We start from the raw sequence: 22078 nt of genomic DNA on the forward strand, positions 1-22078 counted from the left end.
GGGGTCAGCCGTAGGTGCGCCACGCATGGCGTTCGGGATCCTCGAGATGCGGGATGCCGTTGAACGACGCCAGGTGGAACGCTTCGGCGTTGAAGAAAAACTGCGAAAGACTGCTGTTGCGGATCTGCAGGTTCAGCGCGATCGCGCTCGCCGGCGGGGCGGCGAGCACCTGCTGCACGGTCACCGCGATCGGTCCGCCGGAACTCACCGCGAGCACGCGCTGGCTGCCGCCGTCGCGGATCGCGGCGCGCGCGTCGGCGACGCGCTGCTGGAAATGCATCCAGGTCTCGGGCGCGGTGTCGCCGAGCTGGTCGTCGGCCCACAGATGCAGCACCTGCCGCAGCGCGCGAAAGTATTCCTTCATCGAGCCGGCCGCGAGCCGCGCGATCTCCGGATAGTCGCTGGCCGCCGCCGCGAACAGCCCGTGGAAGTCGTATTCGTTCAGGCCCGGATGGCGGTCGACCGGCACGCCTTCGCGGCCCATCCCGCGCAGGATCGCATCGACGGTCTGCGCATGCCGGTTCAGCGTGCCGCAGATCACGCGGTCGAACGCCAGGCCCTGCCGCGCGAAATGCTCGCCGAGCCAGACACCCTGCTGCTCGCCGGCCGCGGACAGCCGGTCGTAGTCGTCCGTGCCGAACGACGCCTGCCCGTGCCGGACCAGAAAGAGTTCAGCCATTGCATGCCCGCCTGAGTGATACCGGAAGCCCAGCATAGCGATGGGGATTGCATTTTTGAAATTTATTTTCTGAATCGGGCGGCATTCATCGCATGAATTTCTGGCATCCGGACCGTGCGCATTCGACGCGCGATGGCCGACCGCCGTCCGCCAGCGGCACGGGAATTGCGCCAGCCGCCACCATCACGTCTAACACGTTCAGGAGGGGTGCGATGCTCGGGACCATTCTTATCATCGTTCTGATTCTGCTGCTGATCGGGGCATTTCCCTCATGGCCGCACAGCCGAAGCTGGGGCTACTGGCCATCGGGGACTGTCGGGATGATCGTCATCATCGTCGTCATCCTCGTACTGCTGGGTCACATCTGAGACTGCCACGGCAAGGCCGGCCGCGACACCCGCGCGCCGGTCCGAACGGGGGTGCACGCGCGCCCTTCCTACACACCCGACGCCCGGCGCCGGTCCGGCGACGGGCCCCGGCCTGCCGCCGTCGCGCCGTGATGCCTGCGTTCCTCGGCCGGCCCCGGTCCGCGCAGAGGCGGTACGCACGGTACGAAGCCAGGGCGCCTGCCATCCCGCCTCATCCCGCAACCACCCTTGGAAAACCCGCGCCTCACCCGATCCGGCGCCCGAACGCAGCGCAACCGAATCCCTCCGGTTATCAACTGATCCAAAAGATTCACTAGACGGTGCCGCCCCCGGCACGCGATGCTGGCCCGGCCAGTGAACGCGGCGTCATTGCAACGCCGCGCACGAGAATGGAGTGAGACACATGCCTACCGATCACCGTCAACGGCGCCATACGCTGTGGCTGCTGTGCGCGCTTTCGTTCATCCTCTACGTCGACCGCGTGAACCTCGCGACCGCGGCCGGCGCGATCAAGGCCGAGCTCGGCCTGTCGAACACCGAGCTCGGCATCGCGTTCTCCGCGTTCGCGTATTCGTACGCGATCTGCCAGATCGTCGGCGGGTGGATCGCCGACCGCTTCGGCGCCCGCATCACGCTGATCGGCTGCGGGCTGATCTGGGTCGCCTCGACGTTCATGACCGGGCTCGTGCACAGCCTCGCGCTGCTGTTCGCCGCGCGCCTGCTGCTCGGGATCGGCGAAGGCGCGACGCTGCCCGCGCAGGCCCGCGCGATCACGCACTGGTTCTCGCGCGAACGGCGCGGCGTCGTGCAGGGCTTCACGCATTCGTTCTCGCGGCTCGGCAACGCGGTCACGCCGCCGATCGTCGCCGCGCTGATGACGTGGCTGTCGTGGCGCGCGGCGTTCTTCGTGATCGGCGCGGTGACGCTGGTGTGGCTCGTGTGGTGGGTCGTCGGCTTTCGCGAGCACCCGCTCGGCGACGACGACGGCAACGGCCATGCGCGCACCGCTGCCGCCGCCCGGCCGGCACCACCGTCCGGCCCGACGCCGTGGGGGCCGCTGTTCCGCCGGATGGCGCCGACGATCTTCGTGTACTTCTGCTACGGCTGGACCGCGTGGCTGTTCTTCACGTGGCTGCCGACGTTCTTCCTGAACGGCAAGGGCCTCGACCTGAAGTCGACCGCGCTGTTCGCATCCGGTGTGTTCTTCGCGGGCGTCGTCGGCGACACGCTCGGCGGCTGGCTGTGCGACCGCATCTACCGCAAGACCGGCAACCTCGCGCTGTCGCGCCAGAGCGTGATCGTCGCGAGCTTCGCCGGCGCACTCGCGTGCATGCTGCCGCTCGCGTTCGTGCATTCGACGGCCAGCATCGCGCTGTGCCTGTCCGGGTCGTTCCTGTGTCTCGAACTGACGATCGGACCGATCTGGGCCGTGCCGAGCGATATCGCGCCGACGCACGCGGGCATCGCGAGCGGGATGATGAATGCCGGCTCGGCGATCTCGGGGATCCTGTCGCCGATCCTGTTCGGCTATCTCGTCGACCGTACCGGCAGCTGGACGGTGCCGTTCGTCGGGTCGGTCGCGATGCTCGTGATCGGCATCGTCGCCGCGCTGCGGATTCGGCCGGATCGCGCGTTGCCGGAATCGATGCCGTCGCTCGCCGAAGCGCCGGCCGCGCCGTCGGCTCGCTGAAGCCGTTCGGTTCGGGGTCGCCTGCCTCCCCCGTCTCGCCGGCGTCGCCGTCACGCTTCACTGCGTTCCGCGATGGTGGTGGCTCGGCTGGCTCGGCTGGCTCGGCTGGCTCGGCCGCCTCGGCTGGCGCGGCTGATTCGGCCGATGCGGCTTGTTCGGCGTGCTTGGCTGATTCGGCTGATTCGGCTGGTTCGGTCGCCTCGGCTGGCGCGGCTGGCTCGGCCGCCTCGGCTGGCAAACCGCGCCGTTACGCGCCGCCGTCATCGCCCACCCCGTCCCGGTGAAACAGCGCGAGAAAGTGCTGCGCGGGAATGCTCAGCGGCCGGTCGCGCCGCACGAGGCTGCCGTACGACGGCAGCTTCTGGTCGAGCTCGTAGTCGAGGATCGCCACGAGCCCGTGCTCCGCGTTGCGCTGCGCGACCGTCAGCGGAATCACGCCGAGCATGTGCGAACGGTCGACCAGGTTCATCGTCGTCAGGATCGAGCCCGTCTCGACCAGCCCGCGCGGCATCGGCTGGTGACGCGCGCGGAACTCGCGCTCGACGACCTCGCGCGCCGGGCTGCCGGCCGGCTGCAGGATCCACGTGTAGTCGAGCAGCGCGTCGAATTCGACCGGTCCGGCGCCCGCGAGCGGATGGCCGCGGCCCGCGATGATCGCGAGCGCCTCGTCGTCCACCACGCGGAAGTCGCAATCGGTGCCGGCGTTGCGGCCGATCACCACCTCGAGCACGCCTTCGCGCAACTGCGGCATCAGCCGGTCGCTGGTATCGACCGCGATGTCGATCGCCAGCAGCGGATAGCGCGCCTTCAGCTGCACCAGCGCCTCGGTGAGCCGCCCCGGCGACGCCGCCATGATGCTGCCGATCGCGAGCCGCCCCGCGCTGCCGAGCTGCAGCTCGCCGAGCTCGCGATTGAGCGCCTCCACGCTGCCGCGGATCCCGCGGAAATAGCCGAGCACGCGCTCCCCCGCCGGGTTCAGCACGAGCCCGCGCCCGACGCGGTCGAACAGCCGCTGGCCGAGCGCGCTTTCCAGTTCGGCCAGCATCTTCGTCGCGGCCGGCTGCGTGAGGCCGAGCTGCGCGGCGGCCGCGCGCAGCGTCGAGCATTCATCCACCGCGAGCAGCAGCGCGATCTGCCGCATCCGCAGGCGGTTCAGCAATTGGGGAGTCGAGTCTCGTCGATCGATCGAGCCCATTCCGATTACTCCAGGTTATCGATTCATCAAGAGTTTTCAATTTACCGACTCATTCCGTCTACCTAGCATGAACCCCATAGACCAACGGCCACGCGCCGCCACCGGAGACACCGCTTGAACACGCAACCGCCTGCAGCCCGCCACGGAGACACCCCATGACGACCGCCGCCTCCCTGCCCGTCGTCGCGCTGACGCTCGGCGACCCCGCCGGCATCGGCGCCGAGCTGATCGCGAAACTGCTCGCGCGGCCCGACGCGACGTCCCGCGCGAACCTCGTGCTGATCGGCGACCGCTGGCTGTGGGAAGCCGGCCAGCGCGTCGCCGGCGTGACGGTCGACGTCGAGCCCGTCGCATCGCTCACCGCCGTGCGCGGCCGGCCGTCCACCGCGCGCGCCGCGTTCGTTGCGGTCGGCACGATCGATCCCGCGCAGGTCACCGTCGGCCAGCCCGGCGCGGCGGGCGGCCGCTCGACGCTGATCGTGCTCGACCAGTGCCTCGACGCCGCGCTCGCCGGCGACATCGACGCGATCTGCTTCGCGCCGCTGAACAAGTACGCGATGAAGCTCGGCGGGCTCAAGCACGACGACGAGCTGCACCACTTCGCCGCCGCGCTCGGCGTGACCGGCTACTTCTGCGAATTCAACACGCTCGGCGAGCTGTGGACCGCGCGGATCTCGTCGCATATTCCACTGAAGGACGCGGCGGCCCAACTGAGTGTCGAGCGCATCGAACAGGCCTCCGAACTGATCTACCGGTCGCTGCTCGCGAACGGCGTCACGGCGCCGAAGGTCGCGATCGCCGCGTTCAACCCGCATGGCGGCGACGGCGGCAGCTGCGGCCGCGAGGAAGTCGACATCATCGAGCCGGCGGTACGCAAGCTGCAGTCGCGCGACTGGCCGACCGACACGCCGTTCCACGGCCCGTTCCCCGCCGACACGATCTTCCTGAAGGCGCAGGCCGGCGACTACCAGGCGATCGTCACGATGTACCACGACCAGGGGCAGATCGCGATCAAGCTGCTGGGCTTCTCGCGCGGCGTGACCGTGCAGGGCGGGCTGCCCGTGCCGATCACGACGCCCGCGCACGGCACCGCGTACGACATCGCGGGGCGCGGCAGCGCCGACGTCGGCGCGACCTGGCAGGCGCTGCAGATCGCGTGCCGGATGGGCGCCGCGCGCCGCACCCCCACCGTTTCGGCGTGACGTTCGCACGCCATCCACACACGACAACATCGATTCCTGGAGACACCATCATGAAGATCCGCTCCGTGCGCGCCCGCGTATTCCAGTGGAAAGGCAAGACCGTCCCGCCGCAGGGCAACTTCTGCTCGAACGCGATGGACCTGCTGTACGCGCCGCAGGAAACCATGAGCACGTTCCGCTTCCATTCGTGGACGGTCGTCGAAGTCGAGACCGACGACGGCATCGTCGGCCTCGGCAACGTCGCGCTCGCGCCGCACGTCGCGAAGGTGATCGTCGACCAGTACCTCGCGCCGCTCGTGATCGGCCAGGACCCGTGGGACTACGAGTACCTGAACCAGCGGATGTACCGCGCGACCCACGCCTGGGGCCGCAAGGGCATCGGCATGGCGGCGATCTCGGCGGTCGACATCGCGATCTGGGACATCCTCGGCAAGAGCGTCGGCAAGCCCGTGTTCAAGCTGCTCGGCGGCCGCACCAAGGAGAAGATCCCCTGCTACTACTCGAAGCTCTATCGCACCGACCTGAAAGAGATGCAGGACGAGGCGCAGCGCTATCTGAAGGAAGGTTTCCGCGCGTTCAAGATGCGCTTCGGCTACGGGCCCGCGCACGGGCAGCAGGGCGTGGTGGAGAACCTGAAGTCGGTCGCGGCGATCCGCGAGGTGATCGGCTACGACAACGACCTGATGCTCGAGTGCTACATGGGCTGGAACCTCGAGTACGCGAAGCGCATCCTGCCGAAGCTCGAGAAATACCAGCCGCGCTGGCTCGAGGAGCCGGTGATCGCCGACGACATCGACGGCTACGCGGAGCTGAACCAGCTCACGCGCATCCCGATCTCCGGCGGCGAGCACGAGTTCTCGCTGTACGGCTTCAAGCAGCTGCTGGACCGCAAGGCCGTGTCGGTCGTGCAGTACGACACGAACCGCGTCGGCGGGATCACGATGGCGCACAAGATCAACGCGCTGTGCGAGGCGTACAGCGTGCCGGTGATTCCGCATGCGGGCCAGATGCACAACTATCACCTGACGATGAGCACGCTCGCGTCGCCGATGAGCGAATACTTCCCGATGTTCGACGTCGAGGTCGGCAACGAGCTGTTCTATTACATCTTCGACGGCGAGCCGGTGGCCGAGAACGGCTTCCTGCAACTGCGCGACGACGTGCCGGGCCTCGGTCTCACGCTGAAGACCGAGTTCCTCGACCAGTTCGACATCGTCGAGTGAGGACGGCCATGAACGCACGCTACCAGGGCGTCTTTCCGGTCGCGCCGACGGTCTTCGACGCGCACGGCGCGCTCGACCTCGACGGCCAGCGCCGCTGCCTCGACTTCATGATCGACGCGGGTTCGCACGGCATCTGCATCCACGCGAACTACTCGGAGCAGTTCGCGCTCGGCGACGACGAACGCGACCTCATCACGCGCACGACGCTCGAGCACGTCGCCGGCCGCGTGCCGGTGATCGTCACGACGTCGCACTTCAGCGCGCGGATCTGCGCGGAACGCAACCGCCGCGCGCAGGCGCTCGGCGCCGCGATGGTGATGGTGATGCCGCCGTATCACGGCGCGACGTTCCGCGTGCCCGAGGCGTCGATCCGCGCGTTCTTCCGCGAGGTCGCCGACGGCCTCGACATTCCGCTGATGATCCAGGACGCGCCCGCGAGCGGCGTCGCGCTGCCTGCAGCGTTGCTCGCGACGCTCGCGCGCGAGATCGACGCCGTGTCGTACTTCAAGATCGAGACGCCCGGCGCCGCGTCGAAGCTGCGCGAGCTGATCGCGCTCGGCGGCGACGCGATCGAAGGGCCGTGGGACGGCGAGGAAGGCATCACGCTGCTCGCCGACCTCGATGCCGGCGCGACTGGCGCGATGACGGGCGGCGGCTATCCGGACGGCATCCGCCGGATCACCGACGCGTATTTCGCCGGACGCCGCGACGAAGCGTGCGAGCAGTACGCGCGCTGGCTGCCGCTGATCAACTACGAGAACCGCCAGTCGGGCTTCCTGACCGCGAAGGCGCTGATGAAGGAAGGCGGCGTGATCGCATGCGACAAGCCGCGCGCGCCGTGGCCCGAGCTGCATCCGCAGGTGCGCGCGGGCCTGCTCGACGCGGCGCGGCGGCTCGATCCGCTCGTGCTGCGCTGGGGACGCTAGACATCGGATGCACGCGCGACGCGAAAGGCGTTGCGCGTCGGCGGCCGGCACCTGCCGGCTCGCCAGGGCAAGACGGCGGCCCATCAGAAGGCCGCCGCGGCCGACTACCCAAACTGGATGGAGACACCATGAACCTGTTGAACCCGGCCAACCCGGCCTATGAAGCCGGCGAAACCATTCCGCGCCGCCGCTGGCTGCGCGTGATTCCGCCGCTGCTGCTCGCCTGCATCGTTTCGTACATGGACCGCGTGAACATCGCGTTCGCGATGCCGGGCGGGATGAACGCCGATCTCGGCATGGACGCGACGATGGCCGGCCTCGCCGGCGGCATCTTCTTCTTCGGCTACCTGTTCCTGCAGATCCCCGGCGGCCGGCGCGCGGCGCGCGGCAGCGGCAAGACCTTCATCGCCTGGTCGCTCGTGAGCTGGGCCGTGCTGTCGGTGCTGACCGGGCTCGTCACGCATACGTGGCAGTTGCTGACGCTGCGCTTCATGCTCGGCGTGGCCGAGGGCGGGATGCTGCCCGTCGTGCTGACGATGGTCAGCCACTGGTTTCCCGACCGCGAACGCGGCCGCGCGAACGCGATGGTCATCATGTTCGTGCCGCTCGCCGGCATGATCACCGCGCCGCTGTCCGGCTTCATCCTCGCCGCGTACGACTGGCGTCACCTGTTTTACAGCGCCGGCGCGCTGTCGCTGCTGTGCCTGTTCGCGTGGCTGATGTTCGCCGACGACAGCCCGGAAACCGCGCGCTGGGTGTCGCCGCGCGAGAAGGCGTACATCCTCGCCGCGCTGCGCGAGGAACAGGCGCGCAAGCAGGCCGCCGGCACGCCGGCCGCCGCGTCGTTCGGCGCGATGCTGCGCAACCCGACGATCTGGCTGCTGATCGCGATCAACTTCTGCTATCAGGTCGGCATCTACGGCTATACGATGTGGTTGCCGACGCTGCTGAAGAACCTCACGCACGGCGGGATGGGCAAGGTCGGCCTGCTCGCGATGCTGCCGTATGTCGCGATGATGATCGGGATGTTCGCCACGTCGTATTTGTCTGACCGGACCGGCAAGCGCCGCCTGTTCGTGCTGCTGCCGCTCGTCGGGTTCGCCGCATGCCTCGCGCTGTCGGTGCTCACGCATGCGTCGATGATCGTGTCGTTCGCGTTCCTGATCGGCTGCGGCTTCTTCCTGCAGGCAGCGGCCGGCGTGTTCTGGGCGATTCCGCCGAAGCTGTGCAGCGTCGAGACGGCCGGCAGCGCACGCGGCCTGATCAACGCGCTCGGCAACCTCGGCGGCTTCTGCGGCCCGTATGCGGTCGGCGTGCTGACCCAGCACGTGAGCGCGGCCGCCGGCGTGTACAGCCTCGCCGTCACGCTCGCGGTGGCCGGCCTGCTCGCACTGACGCTGCCGACGCGCTGCGAAGACTGACGCGCACCGACATCGACGCGCGGACACGCCAACGAAACAACGGAGACACACCATGAACGACATCTTGTTGCTGGTGCAGAAATGCGCCCATACCTTCAGCTTCTACGACCTCGAAACGAAAGCCGCGCTCAAGCACGTCGTGCTGCCGAACTTCCCGCACGAGTTCACCGTCGACGTGAACAATCGCTTCGCTTACGTCGGCATCTTCGGGATCGAGACCGCGTGGTCGCGCGGCCATGACGGCGATCACCGGATCGCCGAGATCGACCTCGTCGAGCGCACGCACACGCGGATGCTCGACCTGTGGCCGTACTACCGGCCGCACGGGATGGCGAGCGACCGCGACGGCCGGCTGTACGCGATGAGCGAGGCGCACGACATGCTGCTCGTGTTCGACGAGCCGACCCGGCAGGCCGTGCCGAACATGGCCGTGCCGTCCGGCGGCGTGAAGACCCACCTCGTGACGCTCACGCGCGATGCGAGCCGCGCCTACGGCGTGCACCTGCTGTCGAACACGGTCACGCAGTTCCATCCGCGCGACGCGACCGTCGCGCCGCGCGCGGTGATGCCCGGCCCGCGCCCCGAAGGCAATGCGCTGTCGAGCGACGAGCGCACGCTGTTCGTCGCGAATCGCGGCGACGACACGCTCGTCGAGATCGACACCGGCACGATGACCTGCGGCCGCCGCGTGAAGACGCGCAGCGATCCGAACCGCATCTACCGCACCAGCGCGCCGGACGGCCGCGACCTGCTGCTGCTGACCAATTCAGGCGAGCGGTCGATCTCGGTGTTCGATGCTCGACAGCTGGAAGAGATCGAACGCGTCGCGCTGCCCGCGAACCCGACCGCGCTGTCGTTCCATCCGTCGCGGCGCGTCGCGTACGTGTCGTTCCAGGACGACTACGTGCGCGAGCTCGATCTCGATGCGTGGCGATTCGTCGGCGCATTGCCGACGCTGCGCGAACCGGATGCGTCGTATGTGCTCGCCGGCACGCGCTGAACGGCACGCCGACGCGCCACCGCCGGACGCGATGCCGGCCGCGCTCGTCGACGCGCATCACCACCTGTGGCGGCTCGGCGCCGGTGCGCACTACCCGTGGCTGCAGGAACGGTACGACCCGGCGCACTTCATGTTCGGTGACTACGCGGCGCTGTGCCGCGATTTCGGCGCGGACGACTACCGGCACGCCGCGCAACGCGCACCGATCGTCGCGAGCGTGCACGTCGAGGCCGAACGGGCACGCGACGAAGCGCTCGCGGAAACGCGCTGGCTGCACGAGGTCGCGGCCGCGCACGGGCTGCCGTCGGCGGTCGTCGCGTGGGTCGACCTGCTGGCCGGCGATGCGCACGAGCGGCTCGCCGAACAGGCCGCGTGGCCGCGCGTGCGCGGCGTGCGGTTCAAGCCGCGCACCGCTGCGTCGCCGGATGCGGCCGTCGACGGGCCGGGCACGCTGCACGATCCGCGCTGGCCGGCCGCGCTGGAACGCCTGGCCGCGCATGGCCTCAGCTGGGATCTGCGCGTGCCGTTCTGGCATCTCGGCGACGCGGCCGCGCTGCTGGCCGATGCGCCCGAAGTCGACGTCGTGCTCGAACACGCGGGGCTGCCGTGGGATCGCTCGGCAGCGGGGCTCGCGCGCTGGCGCAGCGGCATGCAAGCACTGGCCGCCTCGCCGCGCGTGACCGTGAAGATCTCCGAACTCGGCTTGCGCGATGCGGTGTGGAACGAGGCGGACAACGCGCGGATCATCCGCGACACGATCGCGATATTCGGGTGGCAGCGCTGCCTGTTCGCGAGCAACTTTCCGGTGGCGGGGTTGCGTGTATCGTATCCCGCGCTGCTGCGTACGTTTGCCCGTGCGATGGCGGACCTCGGCGATGCGGCGCGTCAGGCAATCTGGCACGACAATGCAATGCGCGTGTACCGGATTTCGTGAACGGGCTTGACCCGGCCCTTGGGGTCGCCTTTATGCTGGGTGTCACGAATCGACAGCAGACAGGGGTGACGCATGGGCAGGTCCACGCTTCGCTTGAGCGCGTCGGCGGCGGCCGCGCGGCTCGGCGTATCGGTCAAGGCGCTGCGGCTCTACGAGCGGCATGGTCTCGTCGCGCCGGAACGAACGCCGGCGGGTTATCGCGTCTACGACCCTGACGACCTCGCACGCGCGGCCGACGTCGTCGCGCTGCGCGCGCTTGGCCTGAGCCTCGCGCAGGTCGCGAACGTGCTCGATGGCGACCCGTGCAGTCTGGATGAGGCGCTGGCCTCTCACGAAGCGGCGCTCGACCACGGGATTCAGGATCTCGTCCGCAAGCTCGACAGGGTGCGCGCGATCCGCGCCGGCCTTGCGCGCGGCCGGATGCCGGCCGACGGGGAACTGACGCGGCTGCTCGGCGACAGTGGAGCCGGCGTCGCGTTCAACCTGCCATGGCCGTGGGGCGGCGAGTGGTTCGAGTTCCGCGACATCCGCCCGTTGAACTACATCATCGGTTCGCTGGGAAGCGGCAAGACGCGACTGGCGATGCGGCTCGCCGATGCACTGCCCGGCGCGGTATTCGTGGGGCTCGACCGGCTGGAAAGCGATGGTGTCGCCGCATCGGCCGCGCTGCGCGCCGATCCGGCGTTGAACACGCGTGTCGAGCGTACGACGGCATCGCTCGCCGACGCCGGTGCGACCCACTCACCGGCGCTGACTGCGCTGCTTGCCTGCCTCGAGTCGAATGGCCCGCGCGCACTGGTCGTGGACATGATCGAACAGGATCTCGACCGGCCCACGCAACAGGCATTGATCACGTGGCTGCGTGCACGCGCCGCCGCAGGGGCGCGGCCGCTGTTCCTGATGACGCGTTCGTCGGCGATCCTCGATCTGTCAGCAGTCGGGCCGGATGAAGCGATCATCCTGTGCCCGGCGAATCACAGTCCGCCTTCCCGTGTAGCGTCCTACCGTGGTGCGCCCGGATACGAAGCCGTGGCCATGTGCCTGGCGTCGCCCGAGATCCGCGAGCGTGCCGCCCGACGGTCGGAAACGATGTGATTCGCTGCGCGGCCCGACCCGCCGGCACGGCGGGGCCGCGTGCGCTCCCGCGCGGATAGGGCCGCGTCTCCAGCAGGAAATCGGCCGCGCACCGACTGGTCAGGCCTGCCTCGCGTACCGCACAAGTCCCAAGCAATTCGACGCTTTTCGGACATCGTCAGGATACCTGACGCAGCCGCCCTGGCCGGATGGCCAAAATCGCCCGCTGCCGGTCGATCGTGCTTAACATGCAAGGTATCCGAAATAAATCATTTCCGGTATCGTCCACGCCTGCAGCCACTATTTCGCATGACCACACGCAATGAAAACCGTACCGGCCGGGCCGATATCGGCCCCTTCGACGACATGAGCCAGTTTCGCGTCACTTATGACGGTCCCGCACTCGAATCTTCCGAAATGGACGTGCGCGAACTCGCGCCCGCGCTGCTTGCGATCGGGGATTTGCTGGAGGCATCGACACGGGCACTGTGCGGCGATCTGGTTCGACCGCAGGTGAACGTGCGCGGCAGCTTCAAGACCGGCAGCTTCGGCATCGACTTCACGCTCGCGACCTCGCTTCTCGGCCGCATGCGCGACATCCTGAGCGGCAACGAAAGCACGGCGCTGGCCAACGCGGTCACGATCCTGACCGCGCTCGGCATCGTCGCGCCCAAAGCGAGGACAGGTCTCTTCGCCGTCCTCAAGTGGCTGCGTGGGCGCGAGATCCAGCGGGTGCAGATGCAGGGCCACACGGCGTTGCTGCACGTGGACGGCGAGCAACTCGAGATCGACCTCTCCGTCCTCACCCTGCTGCGCGACGTCGGCGTCCGACAGGCAACCGAGCAAGTGCTTGCGCCGCTCGCACGCGAAGGCATCGTGATGTTCGCCACCGGCACCGACACGGAGGTGTTCGAGACGGTCACCCGCAACGAGATCGCATGGTTTCACGCGCCCGGGCAAGCCGACGCGCTCATTCTCGACGAACATCGAAGGATGGCGTTCTCGATCGTGTCGCTCGCGTTCAAGGACGACAACAAGTGGCGGCTGTACGACGGCGCGTCGACGATTCACGCGGCGATCACGGATGCCGGCTTCCTGTCGCGCGTGAGCAACAGCCAGATCAGTTTCAGCAAGGGTGACGTGCTCGTCTGCAATGTCCGTATGCAGCAGTGGCAAACCCCGGACGGAGCAAGAACCGAATACGAAGTCACGGACGTCCTCGAGCATCGCCCGGCCGGGCGGCAGATTCCGTTGCCGGGCCTTTGACCTGCGTCGTGAATGCTGGAATCATCGGTGTCGAAGCTCGCCCGCGAGCGCCTCCACATCGATCATGAAACCGGCGATCCGCCTGCGTCCCGCGTCCCCGTCCGACCTGCCCTTTCTGCTGACGCTGCGCCAACTCACGATGACCGAGCATCTGCGACGCGTCGGCGCCCCCACCGACGACGAAGCGCACCACCGGCGCATCGCGGCGCACTTCGAAGATGCGATGATCGTCTGCGAAGGTGCGAACGCCGACGCCCACTCGATCGGCCTGCTGAAGGTGACACGCGCCGCCGCTGAATGGCACGTCCACCAGATCCAGATCCACCCGTCGCGACAGGGACAAGGCATCGGCGAAGCCGTGCTGCACGAACTGCTGGTCGAAGCCGCACGCGAGCCCGTATCCGTATCGCTCAGCGTGCTGCACGGCAACCCGGCGCGGCGCCTCTACGAGCGGCTCGGGTTCCGGCTGCTGTCCGAAACGGACAGCAGCGCGAACCTGCTATGGCACGCGTGACGTAGCGCAGCCCGGCCAACCGCTCACGTGGCGCGCCGGATGCCGCCCACGCGGACCCTGGCCGCACACCTCGTGAAAAAACACAGGTCCTCCCGCCGGGAGGGCCTGCTTCCACATCGACCAATCGAACGATCAGTCGTCGTCGCGGCTCGCCACCTTCTGCGTCACGCCCCTGAGCTTCGGATAAGGCTGCGCCCCCATCATGCCCTTCCACAGCACGCGGTTGAACTGATCGGCCGGCACCTCGTCGGCATCGTCGAAGTCGAACTTCGCCGTCACCTTCGCCCAGTACGCCGCGTCATGCTTCGGCGTGACATCCGGCCCGGCCGCGTATTGCAGCGCGTTCACACCCGCCCCTTCGGCCAGGCGCAGCCCGGTGCCCTTCAGCGCCGTCGACGCGACGGCCGTGTAGCTCCACGACGCCGGGCCGTGCACGTCGAACACGTCGGTCATCGGCCGCTGGTAGGCGGTATTCAGGTTCATGTGCTGCGTGCCGAGCACGTCCTCGATCGTGCGCAGCGCATTGACCTGGCTGTAGCGCGTCCGGATCACCGTGCCCTGCTTCACGTACGGCCCGACGATGTATGCGGGCCCGCGATGCGAATCCACGTGGTCGGGACCATCCTGCACATCGTCCTCGGTCACGACGATCAGCGTGTCGTTCGCATACGGGCTCTTCGCGACGGCCTCGACGAGCCGGCCGACGGCCAGGTCGTTGTCTGCCTGCTGCGTTTCCGGCGTGTTCACGCCGGCGAACGCCGTGCCGAACGCCCCCATGTGATCGTGGGACAGGCGCACCAGCGACAGCGTCGGCAGGTTGCCGCTCGCGACATACTGGTCGAACTCGCGTTTCCACTCGTCGAGGCGCCACTGGTCCGGATAGTTCTGGTCGAAGCCGCGGAAATACCCATCCGTCATCGACGCGAGCCGCGGATCGAGCGCGGCGGCCTGGACGACACCGGCCGCGTGCGGGTCGACGATCGGGTTTGCGGCCGTGCCGATGCTGCCGATGTTGTTCACGAGGAAACCGTAGTTGCGGACCGTGCCGCCGCCGGCGAGCACCGCATCGAAGATGTAGCCGCGCTGCCGGCCGAACGGCGCATCGGACGACGCATGGTTGCCCGTGCCCGGCAGCAGGTTCGCCGCGCCGCCCGGCAGGCCCGCGGCCGCGTTGCTGTAGTTCGTGGTGCCGGCCGGGCCGGCGGCCGCATCGCGCTGCTGCACCGTTTCCCAGTTGACCGGCACGCTGCGGTTCGTGCCCTCGCTCTCGTACGACAAGCCGCGATTGACCGCCGCGTAGTTGATCTGCTGGGTGATCGTCTCCGTGTTGGTGACGCGCCCCTGGAGCGCCCACGACCAGCCGTCCATGCTGCCGTCGCCCGGGTTCATGAAGTTGTCGAGCGTCACGAACTGGCTCGCCAGCCGATGGAAGTTCGGCGTGATGTTCCGGCCGAACTGGGCCAGCCGCGGATCGCCATTGGCGCCGTTGCCGATATCGCCGAGCACCTGGTCGAACGTGCGGTTTTCCTTGACGACGTAGATCACGTGCTTGATGTGACGGCGCAGGAAGCCCATCACCTCGTTATCCCTGTCGTTGTCTTCCGGACGATAGAAGTTGTTGCGCGCGGCCTGCTGCGTCAGCGCCGGCAGCTCGTTGGCCGCCGGCACCGGCGCGCTCACGAGCGACGCGCGCTCGAGCTGGAACTGGTATTCGTTCGACGCGCGCGACGCGGCGGCCTGTGCCGGGGTCGCGCCGAACAGATGGTCCGGGTTCGGACCGGTCGTACTCTTGCCGTTCACCACGTACATCCACGTGCCGTCCGCGCTGAACGTCACGTCGTGCGGCTCGAAGGCGGTCGGAATCAATCCGGTGACGCGATACGCGCGATCGCCGACGAGCGGGATGACGGCGACTTCGTTCGCACCGGCGTTGGTCGCATACAGCGTTCGGCCGTCGCGCGACAGCGTGACCGCATACGTCGCCGCACCCGTGTGCGCCGGGCCGTGCGCGAGCACGCCGGCCGGCGCGCGCGCGTCGATCCGGGTCACGACCGCGTTGGTGTTCGTGTCGATCACCGCGACCTGGTCGGCGTTGTCCTGGGCGACGAACAGCATCGATTGCGGCGCATCGAGCGTCATGCCGAGCGCGTTGCCGTCCAGCTTGATGCGCTTGACCAGGCGGCCGCGAGACGGCGACGAAACGTCGACCGCGACGATTTCGCGATCGCGATCCGACGACACGTATGCGATGCCGTTGCCCTTCACGACGACCGCGAACGGGAACGTGCCGCCCGCGTCACCGTTGCGGCCTTCGTTGCCGGAGAAGAACGGGCGCAGATCGTGCTCGTAGCGCACGTTGTTGGTCGCGGTGTCGATCACGCTGATCGAGTCGTTGTAGTTGTTCGCGACGACGAGCGTCTTCCCGTCGGCCGACAACGCGAGCCCGGCCGCGTTCGGCTGCACGCGGATGCCGACGCCCTTGCCGCCATGGCCGAGCGCGATCGTCGTCGACAGCGCCCACGTGCCGCCGTGCTGCGCATAGACGTAGACCGCATCGTCGCTGCCGCCGGTCGCATAGAGCCTGCTCCCGTCGCGCGAGAACGCCAGGCCGACGAACGCGTTGGTCTGCTGAAGCACCTGCCTGAGCGCCGGGCGCGTCTTGTTCGCGCCCGCGACGTCGTACAGGAAGATGAATTGCGTCGAGGCCGCGGTGTCGACCGAACCGTCCGGCTTGTACAACGAGTTCTGGCCGGCGGTGATGATCGCCAGCGTCTTGCCGTCCGGGCTCAATTGCGAGCGCACGGCCTCACCCGCGACGAAATGCGGATAGGCCGGCAGCCCGGGATTCAGGAACTGCTGGAGCGCGCCACGCACGGCCAGCGGTGTGACGAACTGACCGCTCGGCACGCGGGCGGCATCGGCGTTGCTGGAACTGTCCGCCTGCACCTGCGACGCAAGCAGCACGGCCGACATGACGGCTCCGAGTTGGAGCGCGCGCTTGACCTGGCTATTTTTCATAGGAATCCTCTGTACTTGTGGAGCGATTACCGTTTGACGTGTCCGGCATGATCCTGGCCTCGTCTGCCCGTGTCGCGCGGTGGCGAGGGCCCGTGCCAATCGATCGAAGGGGTTGCGTCGGCTATCGCCGACGTGCCGGAATTACATCGCCGCCCAGTGTCAAGCGGATGACCGGTTCCATTGCGGGCCGGCTTATTACACATCGTTACAGCGAAGGCGTTTCGATGACAGCCATCGTGGCGTCATCGTTGCACTCGAGGCCCTGCCCTCAAGGCGTCCACCGATACACGGTGATGCTGTTCCCCTTCACGTTGTTCTTCGTCACCACGTATTCGCCGTTCGCGCGGCGGTACGCGCGCACGCTGACCATCGCATCGATCGCGCTGCTGGTGTCCACGGTCGCCGGGCTCGCATTGACGAGCGTCGTGTCGAGATTGCCGGTGTCGAGGTTGAATGCGTCGATGTTCGGCCACAGCGGCCCGCTGCTGCTGAACCAGTAGCCGACGAACAGATGGTTGCCGGCCGCGTCGATCGACTTCGCGCCGCTGTGCGGCAGCGTGATCACCGGATTCGGCTTCGTCGTGTTGCCCGCGCTCCAGCCGTGATACACCTCGATGCGCGTGCCGATCGACGTCCAGTCGGTGCTTCCGACGACGCCCTGCGCGAGCACCATCGTGTCGCTGTCGGCGAGATAGACGATGCGCGTCAGCGGCTGGATGCTGGCCGGCACCGGCGTCGCCACGCCCGGCCCCACGACGGCTTGCCGCTCGCATCGAAGCCGGCCAGCGGATAGTGATAAATGGCGCCGGTCTTGTCGAGCCCGGCCCATACGCCGCCCTTGCTGTCGAGGCTGAAACCGGCCGACACACGTCGGGTCGTGTTGAACGCGGGCCCCGGGATCGCCCCGTCCGGGATCGCGACGTAGCCGTTGGCCGCGTTGAAGTGGAAGAAGTAATAGATCGGCGGATTCTGTCCGGCTGCAACGAGGATCCGGTTCGCGCCGACCGACGTCAGCAGCCCGAAGTGCTCGTCGCGCTGGGTGTCGCTCATATTGATGCGCGGGTCCGACGGATACGTGAACGGATCGACCGTGTTCGCGACGAAGGTGCCGCCTGCGGTGCCGCTGTATATGTGCGTGCCGCTGTAGAACAGCGCGCCGTCCGTGACCGGATCCGGTGCGGCGATGCCTTCGAAGTTGAGCGACTGCAGCGTCCAACGCAGGCTGCCGGCGCTGCTGTACGCGTGAATGTCGGTCGCACCGTTGCGGCCGAGATCCCAGCTGCCGCCCCACGGGTTGTTGAGCACGTAGAGGTTGCCGGCCGTATCCTTGCCGATCCCGGCGATGCGCGTGAAACGCTTCGCGCCGACCTGCCCCTTGATGCCCGTCGTCGTGTCGAGATAGCCGCCGCGCACGCCGAACGTGCCGGCCAGCGCAGGCCGGCCCGACACGCCATAGCGCTTGATGTTCATCTCGGGGCCTTCGTCGCCGACCATCAGCTGTCCCGCCGCCGCATCGAAATAGAGCGCCGACGGCTGCGCCCCGGCGGTCAGCCGGATCGTGTTCAGCAGTGCACCGGCCGGGCTGAATTCGACGATCGAGCCTGCGCTTTTCTGCGCGACCCAGACGTTGCCCGCCGAGTCGACCGCGAGCGCGCCCGGCGCGGACACGTTGATGTCCCGCTGCCACAGGCCGTCGGTCGTAAACACCCGCACGCGATTGCCGTAGAAATCGCTCGCATAGAGCAGCGAGCCGGCCGTGGCGAGCCCGGTGACGACGTCGATGCGAGGCTGGTTGGTCGCCGCGGCGACCTGGATGAGCTTGTCGCGCAAGCGCGTCGCACGGTTGTAGCGCCCGACCGCGCCGCTGCCGTAGCCGCTGCCGGGCTGCAGCGCGACGAACAGCGACGCCGCGTTGCCCGTGATCGCGCTGCCCTGGAATTCCGCATGCGTGCCGATCGAGCCGACGCTCTTGCCGTTCTGGTAGATCGCGACACCACCTTCATACTCGTCCCACATCGACGCCGTGTAGATCACACCTTCAGGCGCAACCCACATCGACCGCGCGACGTTGCCGACGTGCGCCGCGAGCGTGCCGTAGGTGTTCGCCAGCCAGTCGGTGGTGTTACCCGCATGTCCGGCCGGCGCAATCGCGGCGATCGCGACAGCGAGCAGCACGGCCTGAATCGGTTTTCTGGCGACCATGGCTGATGCTCTCCTGAATGGTGGAATCATTCGCGTGACGGGGCGGCCGGATGACTGGAAATCGGCAATGCGTAAATACTTCCGCTGAATCATCCGGCGCGGTCGGTATTACATCGCCGGCATTCGATAATCGGCAGCGTCGAGAATAGCTTTATATAAATCGAAAAAAATTGCGAACCGCTGTCGCAGACGGCGCGCGCGACTGCGCGAGAGTGAATGATCACTTACGCGTCTGCGCTTGATATCGGGGAAAGTCGGGTTTGCGCCTGCGCGAATATCGCCGCGTGTTCAAATCCGGCGCATTGCAATAACGGAGGGGAATTTCGGCGAATCGGGAAAATCGCCGGATGCGGATAAAGGAATGACCGCTGGCGGGTATCGCGCCGGCCTGAATCCATGTCGAATCCAGGCCGGCACACATCACGGCAACAGGGAAATCACGCGGACGTCGCCGTCTCCCGCACCTCCACCTGCTTGACCTCGCCGCCGCCCGCATCCGCGTCGTCGCGCGGATCGCCGAGCTGGCCCTCCCACTTCGCGACCACGGCCGCCGCGATCGAGTTGCCGACCGCGTTGGTGGCCGAGCGCCCCATGTCGAGGAACATGTCGACACCCATGATCAGCAGCAGGCCGGCTTCCGGCAGATGGAACTGGTTGAGCGTCGCCGCGATCACGACGAGCGATGCGCGCGGCACGCCCGCCATCCCCTTCGACGTCACCATCAGCATCAGCAGCATCGTGATCTGCGTGCCGAACGGCAGGTCGATCCCGTACACCTGCGAGATGAACAGCACCGCGAACGTGCAGTACATCATCGAGCCGTCGAGGTTGAACGAATACCCGATCGGCAGCACGAAGCTCGAAATCTTGCGATTCACGCCGAACCGGTCGAGCGCGTCGAGCAGCTTCGGGTACGCGGCTTCGGAGCTCGCCGTCGCGAACGACAGCAGGAACGGCTCGCGAATCAGGCGGATCAGCGTGAACGCACGCTTGCCGAGGAACGTCACCCCGGCGAGCGTCAGCACGCCCCACAGCAGCGCCAGCGCCAGATAGAAGCTCGCCATGAACTTCGCGAACGTGAGCAGGATGCCGAGCCCTTCCGTCGTGATCGTCGACGCCAGCGCGGCAAACACCGCGACCGGCGCGAACCACATCACCGCGCCCGTCACCTTCAGCATGACCTGTGCGAGATCGTCGATCACGCCGGTCAGGCGCTTGCCGGCGTCGCCGAGCGCCGACAGCGCGGTGCCGAAGAAGATCGAGAACACGACGATCTGCAGGATCTCGTTGTTCGCCATCGCCTCGGCGATCGACTTCGGCACCAGGTGGACGACGAAGTCCTTCAGCGTGAACGCGCCCGTCTTCAGGTTGAGCGCCGCATCGACGGCCGGCAGCGGCAGGCTGAGATGGCTGCCCGGCTTCAGGATCGTCGCGGTCACGAGGCCGAGCACCAGCGACGTGAACGACGCGATGAAGAACCAGCCGAACGCCTTCACGCCCACGCGGCCGACCGACCCGCTGTCGCCCATCTGCGCGATGCCGACCGTCAGCGTCGCGAACACCAGCGGCGCGATGATCATCTTGATCAGCCGCAGGAACACGTCGGACAGCAGCGACACGTAGCCGGCGACTTCCCTGGCCATTTTCGGGTCGGGAAACGCGCCATGACAGGCGTAGCCCACGGCGATACCCAGCGCCATCGCTATGACGATGTACCGGGTGATGTTGTGCTTCTTCTTCATTAGCAATCCAAATTATAGAACGTGTGTTTCCAACGGCAGGTCGATCGCCGGCATCGAAATGGACACGGAATTCCGCGCGCGCGGCGCACGCCGCTTCGAGTGCCCGAGTTCGTCCGTGGACGTGGCCACGGCGAACAGGGGGGGCATTCTATCGCAAACGGCGGACCATCTTTCAAATCTGAAAGCAGCGGGCGGGGAAGGTGGCAGGACGGGCTTTCGCCGGGCGGGGGCGCGGGGATCCAGGGGCCCGGTGTGCCGCGACGCGGGTCCGGTCTTCGGGCACCGTCGTGCCCGCCCGTCAGGTCGGCCTTGCGCGGGACGTGGGCGAACCCGGCAGGCGACCCATCACGCCGCCGGCGTGCCCGGTCGCGGCATGAACCGGCACAGGCACAGCGGCACCACGACCAGCGCAGCGCCGGCGAGAAACGTGGTCGATGCGCCAAAACGCGTCCACAGCGCGCCGGCGATGCTGCTCGCGAGCAGCATGCAGATACCGCTCACCAGGTTGAATACGCCGAACGCAGTCCCGCGCAGCGTGGCCGGCGAGGTTTCCGACACCATCGCGGCGAGGATGCCCTGCGTAAAGCCCATGTGCAGCCCCCATACGGCCACCCCGGTGAACATCGAGATCGTCGATGTGCCGATGCCGAGCAGCAGGTCGGCCGCGATCAGCAGCACCATGCCGGCCGCGAGCAGCACGCGGCGATCGAGCCGGTCCGACAACGCGCCGACCGGCCACGCGGACAGCGAATAGGCGATGCTCATCGCGACCATCACGGCCGGGATCCACGCAGCATCGAGCCCGGTTTGCTGCGCACGCAAGATCAGGAACGCCTCGCTGAAGCGCGCGAGCGTAAACGTCGCGCCGGCCGCGACGACGAACCAGTAGCCACGGGGAAACTCGCGCAGCGCGCTCCAGCGCAGCGGCGAGTGAAAGCGCCGCTGCGGTTTCGCCTGATCGGGTTCGCGCACGCCGAAGACGATCAGCGCGATCGCGGCGAAGGCCGGTACCACGGCGAACCACAGCACGGTCCTGATCTGGTCCGCGTACCAGAGCATCAGCACGATCGCGAGCATCGGGCCGAGAAACGCGCCCACCGTATCCATCGACTGACGCAGGCCGAAGCACGCGCCGCGGATTTCGGGCGGGGCGACGTCGGCTACCAGCGCGTCGCGCGGCGCGCCGCGAATGCCCTTGCCGACGCGATCGAGCAGGCGGGCCGTCACGACGACTGCCGGCGTGGACGCCAGCGGAAACAATGGCTTGGTCAACGCCGCGAGTCCATAGCCGACCAGCAGCAGACCCTTGCGGCGCCCGAGCCAGTCGCTGATCGCGCCGGAGAACACCTTGACGATCATCGCGGTCGCTTCGGCCGCCCCTTCGAGGATGCCGAGCGCGTCGACGCTCATCCCCATCGTCGACACCAGATAGATCGGCAGCAACGCATGGATCAGCTCGGACGACAGGTCCATGAACAGGCTCACGAGGCCCAATGCCCATACGGTCCGTGGAATCGCAGGCTTGCCGGCAATCGGTGAGGGTGCGCTCATGACGGGTCGACATCAAGGTTAGGTGCGGCGTGTGCCGGCGTTTCGTGTCGCAGCGCGTGCGCCGTTTCACGGG

16 protein-coding genes and 1 pseudogene are annotated in these 22078 nt (G+C 67.6%); 11 read left to right on the top strand and 6 right to left on the bottom strand.

Annotated elements, in window-relative coordinates; genetic code table 11:
- Positions 1–4: 4 nt before the first annotated feature.
- Positions 5–679, bottom strand: a complete 675-nt coding sequence (locus tag DIE21_RS27025) for a histidine phosphatase family protein (protein WP_124500553.1) — start codon at positions 677–679, stop codon at positions 5–7.
- 212 nt (positions 680–891) lie between these two features.
- Here DIE21_RS27025 and DIE21_RS27030 point away from each other — a divergent pair, with 212 nt between their 5' ends.
- Both DIE21_RS27030 and DIE21_RS27035 read left to right on the top strand, forming a co-directional pair.
- Positions 892–1047 (top strand): DUF3309 family protein, encoded by a 156-nt coding sequence (locus DIE21_RS27030; protein ID WP_124500598.1) that lies wholly within the window; start codon positions 892–894, stop codon positions 1045–1047.
- Between the two features lie 403 nt (positions 1048–1450).
- Entirely contained in the window at positions 1451–2737 is a 1287-nt protein-coding gene (locus tag DIE21_RS27035; protein ID WP_124500554.1) for an MFS transporter, read from the top strand.
- A gap of 247 nt (positions 2738–2984) precedes the next feature.
- Here DIE21_RS27035 and DIE21_RS27045 read toward each other — a convergent pair whose 3' ends face one another.
- Positions 2985–3932, bottom strand: a complete 948-nt coding sequence (locus tag DIE21_RS27045; protein WP_124500555.1) for a LysR family transcriptional regulator — start codon at positions 3930–3932, stop codon at positions 2985–2987.
- A 155-nt stretch (positions 3933–4087) separates the two neighbouring features.
- Here DIE21_RS27045 and DIE21_RS27050 point away from each other — a divergent pair, with 155 nt between their 5' ends.
- The 9 genes from DIE21_RS27050 (at position 4088) to DIE21_RS27090 (ending at position 13492) form a co-directional block, all read left to right on the top strand.
- The gene (locus DIE21_RS27050) at positions 4088–5134 is read left to right on the top strand and encodes a 4-hydroxythreonine-4-phosphate dehydrogenase PdxA (RefSeq protein ID WP_124500556.1); all 1047 of its coding nucleotides are present in this window, start codon (positions 4088–4090) and stop codon (positions 5132–5134) included.
- Between the two features lie 50 nt (positions 5135–5184).
- Positions 5185–6357: an L-rhamnonate dehydratase gene (locus DIE21_RS27055; RefSeq protein WP_124500557.1), complete on the top strand. Its 1173-nt coding sequence runs from the start codon at positions 5185–5187 to the stop codon at positions 6355–6357.
- Positions 6358–6365: 8 nt separating this feature from the next.
- On the top strand, positions 6366–7283 hold the full coding sequence (locus DIE21_RS27060) for a dihydrodipicolinate synthase family protein (protein ID WP_124500558.1): 918 nt from the start codon (positions 6366–6368) through the stop codon (positions 7281–7283).
- Between the two features lie 128 nt (positions 7284–7411).
- A complete protein-coding gene (locus tag DIE21_RS27065) occupies positions 7412–8704 on the top strand; it encodes an MFS transporter (RefSeq protein ID WP_124500559.1) in 1293 nt (430 codons plus the stop codon).
- A gap of 52 nt (positions 8705–8756) precedes the next feature.
- The gene (locus tag DIE21_RS27070; protein WP_124500560.1) at positions 8757–9704 is read left to right on the top strand and encodes a YncE family protein; all 948 of its coding nucleotides are present in this window, start codon (positions 8757–8759) and stop codon (positions 9702–9704) included.
- Positions 9682–10638, top strand: a complete 957-nt coding sequence (locus DIE21_RS27075; protein WP_124500561.1) for an amidohydrolase — start codon at positions 9682–9684, stop codon at positions 10636–10638. Before DIE21_RS27070 ends, DIE21_RS27075 begins: the two co-directional genes overlap by 23 nt.
- Before the next feature lie 72 nt (positions 10639–10710).
- On the top strand, positions 10711–11733 hold the full coding sequence (locus DIE21_RS27080; RefSeq protein WP_124500562.1) for a MerR family transcriptional regulator: 1023 nt from the start codon (positions 10711–10713) through the stop codon (positions 11731–11733).
- A 288-nt stretch (positions 11734–12021) separates the two neighbouring features.
- The gene (locus DIE21_RS27085; protein ID WP_124500599.1) at positions 12022–12978 is read left to right on the top strand and encodes a hypothetical protein; all 957 of its coding nucleotides are present in this window, start codon (positions 12022–12024) and stop codon (positions 12976–12978) included.
- A 64-nt stretch (positions 12979–13042) separates the two neighbouring features.
- Positions 13043–13492 (top strand): GNAT family N-acetyltransferase, encoded by a 450-nt coding sequence (locus DIE21_RS27090; RefSeq protein WP_124500563.1) that lies wholly within the window; start codon positions 13043–13045, stop codon positions 13490–13492.
- A 132-nt stretch (positions 13493–13624) separates the two neighbouring features.
- On the opposite strand, the gene DIE21_RS27095 is transcribed toward DIE21_RS27090, so the two are convergent.
- From DIE21_RS27095 to DIE21_RS27110, 4 genes and pseudogenes are all read right to left on the bottom strand, one after another.
- Positions 13625–16510: a bifunctional YncE family protein/alkaline phosphatase family protein gene (locus tag DIE21_RS27095; protein WP_124500564.1), complete on the bottom strand. Its 2886-nt coding sequence runs from the start codon at positions 16508–16510 to the stop codon at positions 13625–13627.
- 268 nt (positions 16511–16778) lie between these two features.
- Positions 16779–18712: pseudogene (locus DIE21_RS27100) on the bottom strand (SMP-30/gluconolactonase/LRE family protein).
- 437 nt (positions 18713–19149) lie between these two features.
- Positions 19150–20454: a dicarboxylate/amino acid:cation symporter gene (locus DIE21_RS27105; RefSeq protein WP_124500565.1), complete on the bottom strand. Its 1305-nt coding sequence runs from the start codon at positions 20452–20454 to the stop codon at positions 19150–19152.
- 345 nt (positions 20455–20799) lie between these two features.
- On the bottom strand, positions 20800–22005 hold the full coding sequence (locus tag DIE21_RS27110) for an MFS transporter (RefSeq protein WP_124500566.1): 1206 nt from the start codon (positions 22003–22005) through the stop codon (positions 20800–20802).
- Between the last annotated feature and the right edge of the window lie 73 nt (positions 22006–22078).

This window comes from Burkholderia sp. Bp9140 (assembly GCF_003853425.1).
In the GTDB taxonomy this organism is placed as follows: domain Bacteria; phylum Pseudomonadota; class Gammaproteobacteria; order Burkholderiales; family Burkholderiaceae; genus Burkholderia.

What these genes read in the sequence shown, in the direction of transcription:
- DIE21_RS27085 (WP_124500599.1), top strand. Translation starts at nt 12,022, where the DNA reads ATGACCACACGCAATGAAAACCGTACCGGCCGGGCCGATATCGGCCCC.
- DIE21_RS27090 (WP_124500563.1), top strand. Translation starts at nt 13,043, where the DNA reads ATGAAACCGGCGATCCGCCTGCGTCCCGCGTCCCCGTCCGACCTGCCC.
- DIE21_RS27095 (WP_124500564.1), bottom strand. Translation starts at nt 16,510, where the DNA reads ATGAAAAATAGCCAGGTCAAGCGCGCGCTCCAACTCGGAGCCGTCATG.
- DIE21_RS27110 (WP_124500566.1), bottom strand. Translation starts at nt 22,005, where the DNA reads ATGAGCGCACCCTCACCGATTGCCGGCAAGCCTGCGATTCCACGGACC.
- DIE21_RS27080 (WP_124500562.1), top strand. Translation starts at nt 10,711, where the DNA reads ATGGGCAGGTCCACGCTTCGCTTGAGCGCGTCGGCGGCGGCCGCGCGG.
- DIE21_RS27045 (WP_124500555.1), bottom strand. Translation starts at nt 3,932, where the DNA reads ATGGGCTCGATCGATCGACGAGACTCGACTCCCCAATTGCTGAACCGC.
- DIE21_RS27055 (WP_124500557.1), top strand. Translation starts at nt 5,185, where the DNA reads ATGAAGATCCGCTCCGTGCGCGCCCGCGTATTCCAGTGGAAAGGCAAG.
- DIE21_RS27105 (WP_124500565.1), bottom strand. Translation starts at nt 20,454, where the DNA reads ATGAAGAAGAAGCACAACATCACCCGGTACATCGTCATAGCGATGGCG.
- DIE21_RS27035 (WP_124500554.1), top strand. Translation starts at nt 1,451, where the DNA reads ATGCCTACCGATCACCGTCAACGGCGCCATACGCTGTGGCTGCTGTGC.
- DIE21_RS27050 (WP_124500556.1), top strand. Translation starts at nt 4,088, where the DNA reads ATGACGACCGCCGCCTCCCTGCCCGTCGTCGCGCTGACGCTCGGCGAC.
- DIE21_RS27065 (WP_124500559.1), top strand. Translation starts at nt 7,412, where the DNA reads ATGAACCTGTTGAACCCGGCCAACCCGGCCTATGAAGCCGGCGAAACC.
- DIE21_RS27060 (WP_124500558.1), top strand. Translation starts at nt 6,366, where the DNA reads ATGAACGCACGCTACCAGGGCGTCTTTCCGGTCGCGCCGACGGTCTTC.
- DIE21_RS27070 (WP_124500560.1), top strand. Translation starts at nt 8,757, where the DNA reads ATGAACGACATCTTGTTGCTGGTGCAGAAATGCGCCCATACCTTCAGC.
- DIE21_RS27075 (WP_124500561.1), top strand. Translation starts at nt 9,682, where the DNA reads ATGTGCTCGCCGGCACGCGCTGAACGGCACGCCGACGCGCCACCGCCG.
- DIE21_RS27030 (WP_124500598.1), top strand. Translation starts at nt 892, where the DNA reads ATGCTCGGGACCATTCTTATCATCGTTCTGATTCTGCTGCTGATCGGG.
- DIE21_RS27025 (WP_124500553.1), bottom strand. Translation starts at nt 679, where the DNA reads ATGGCTGAACTCTTTCTGGTCCGGCACGGGCAGGCGTCGTTCGGCACG.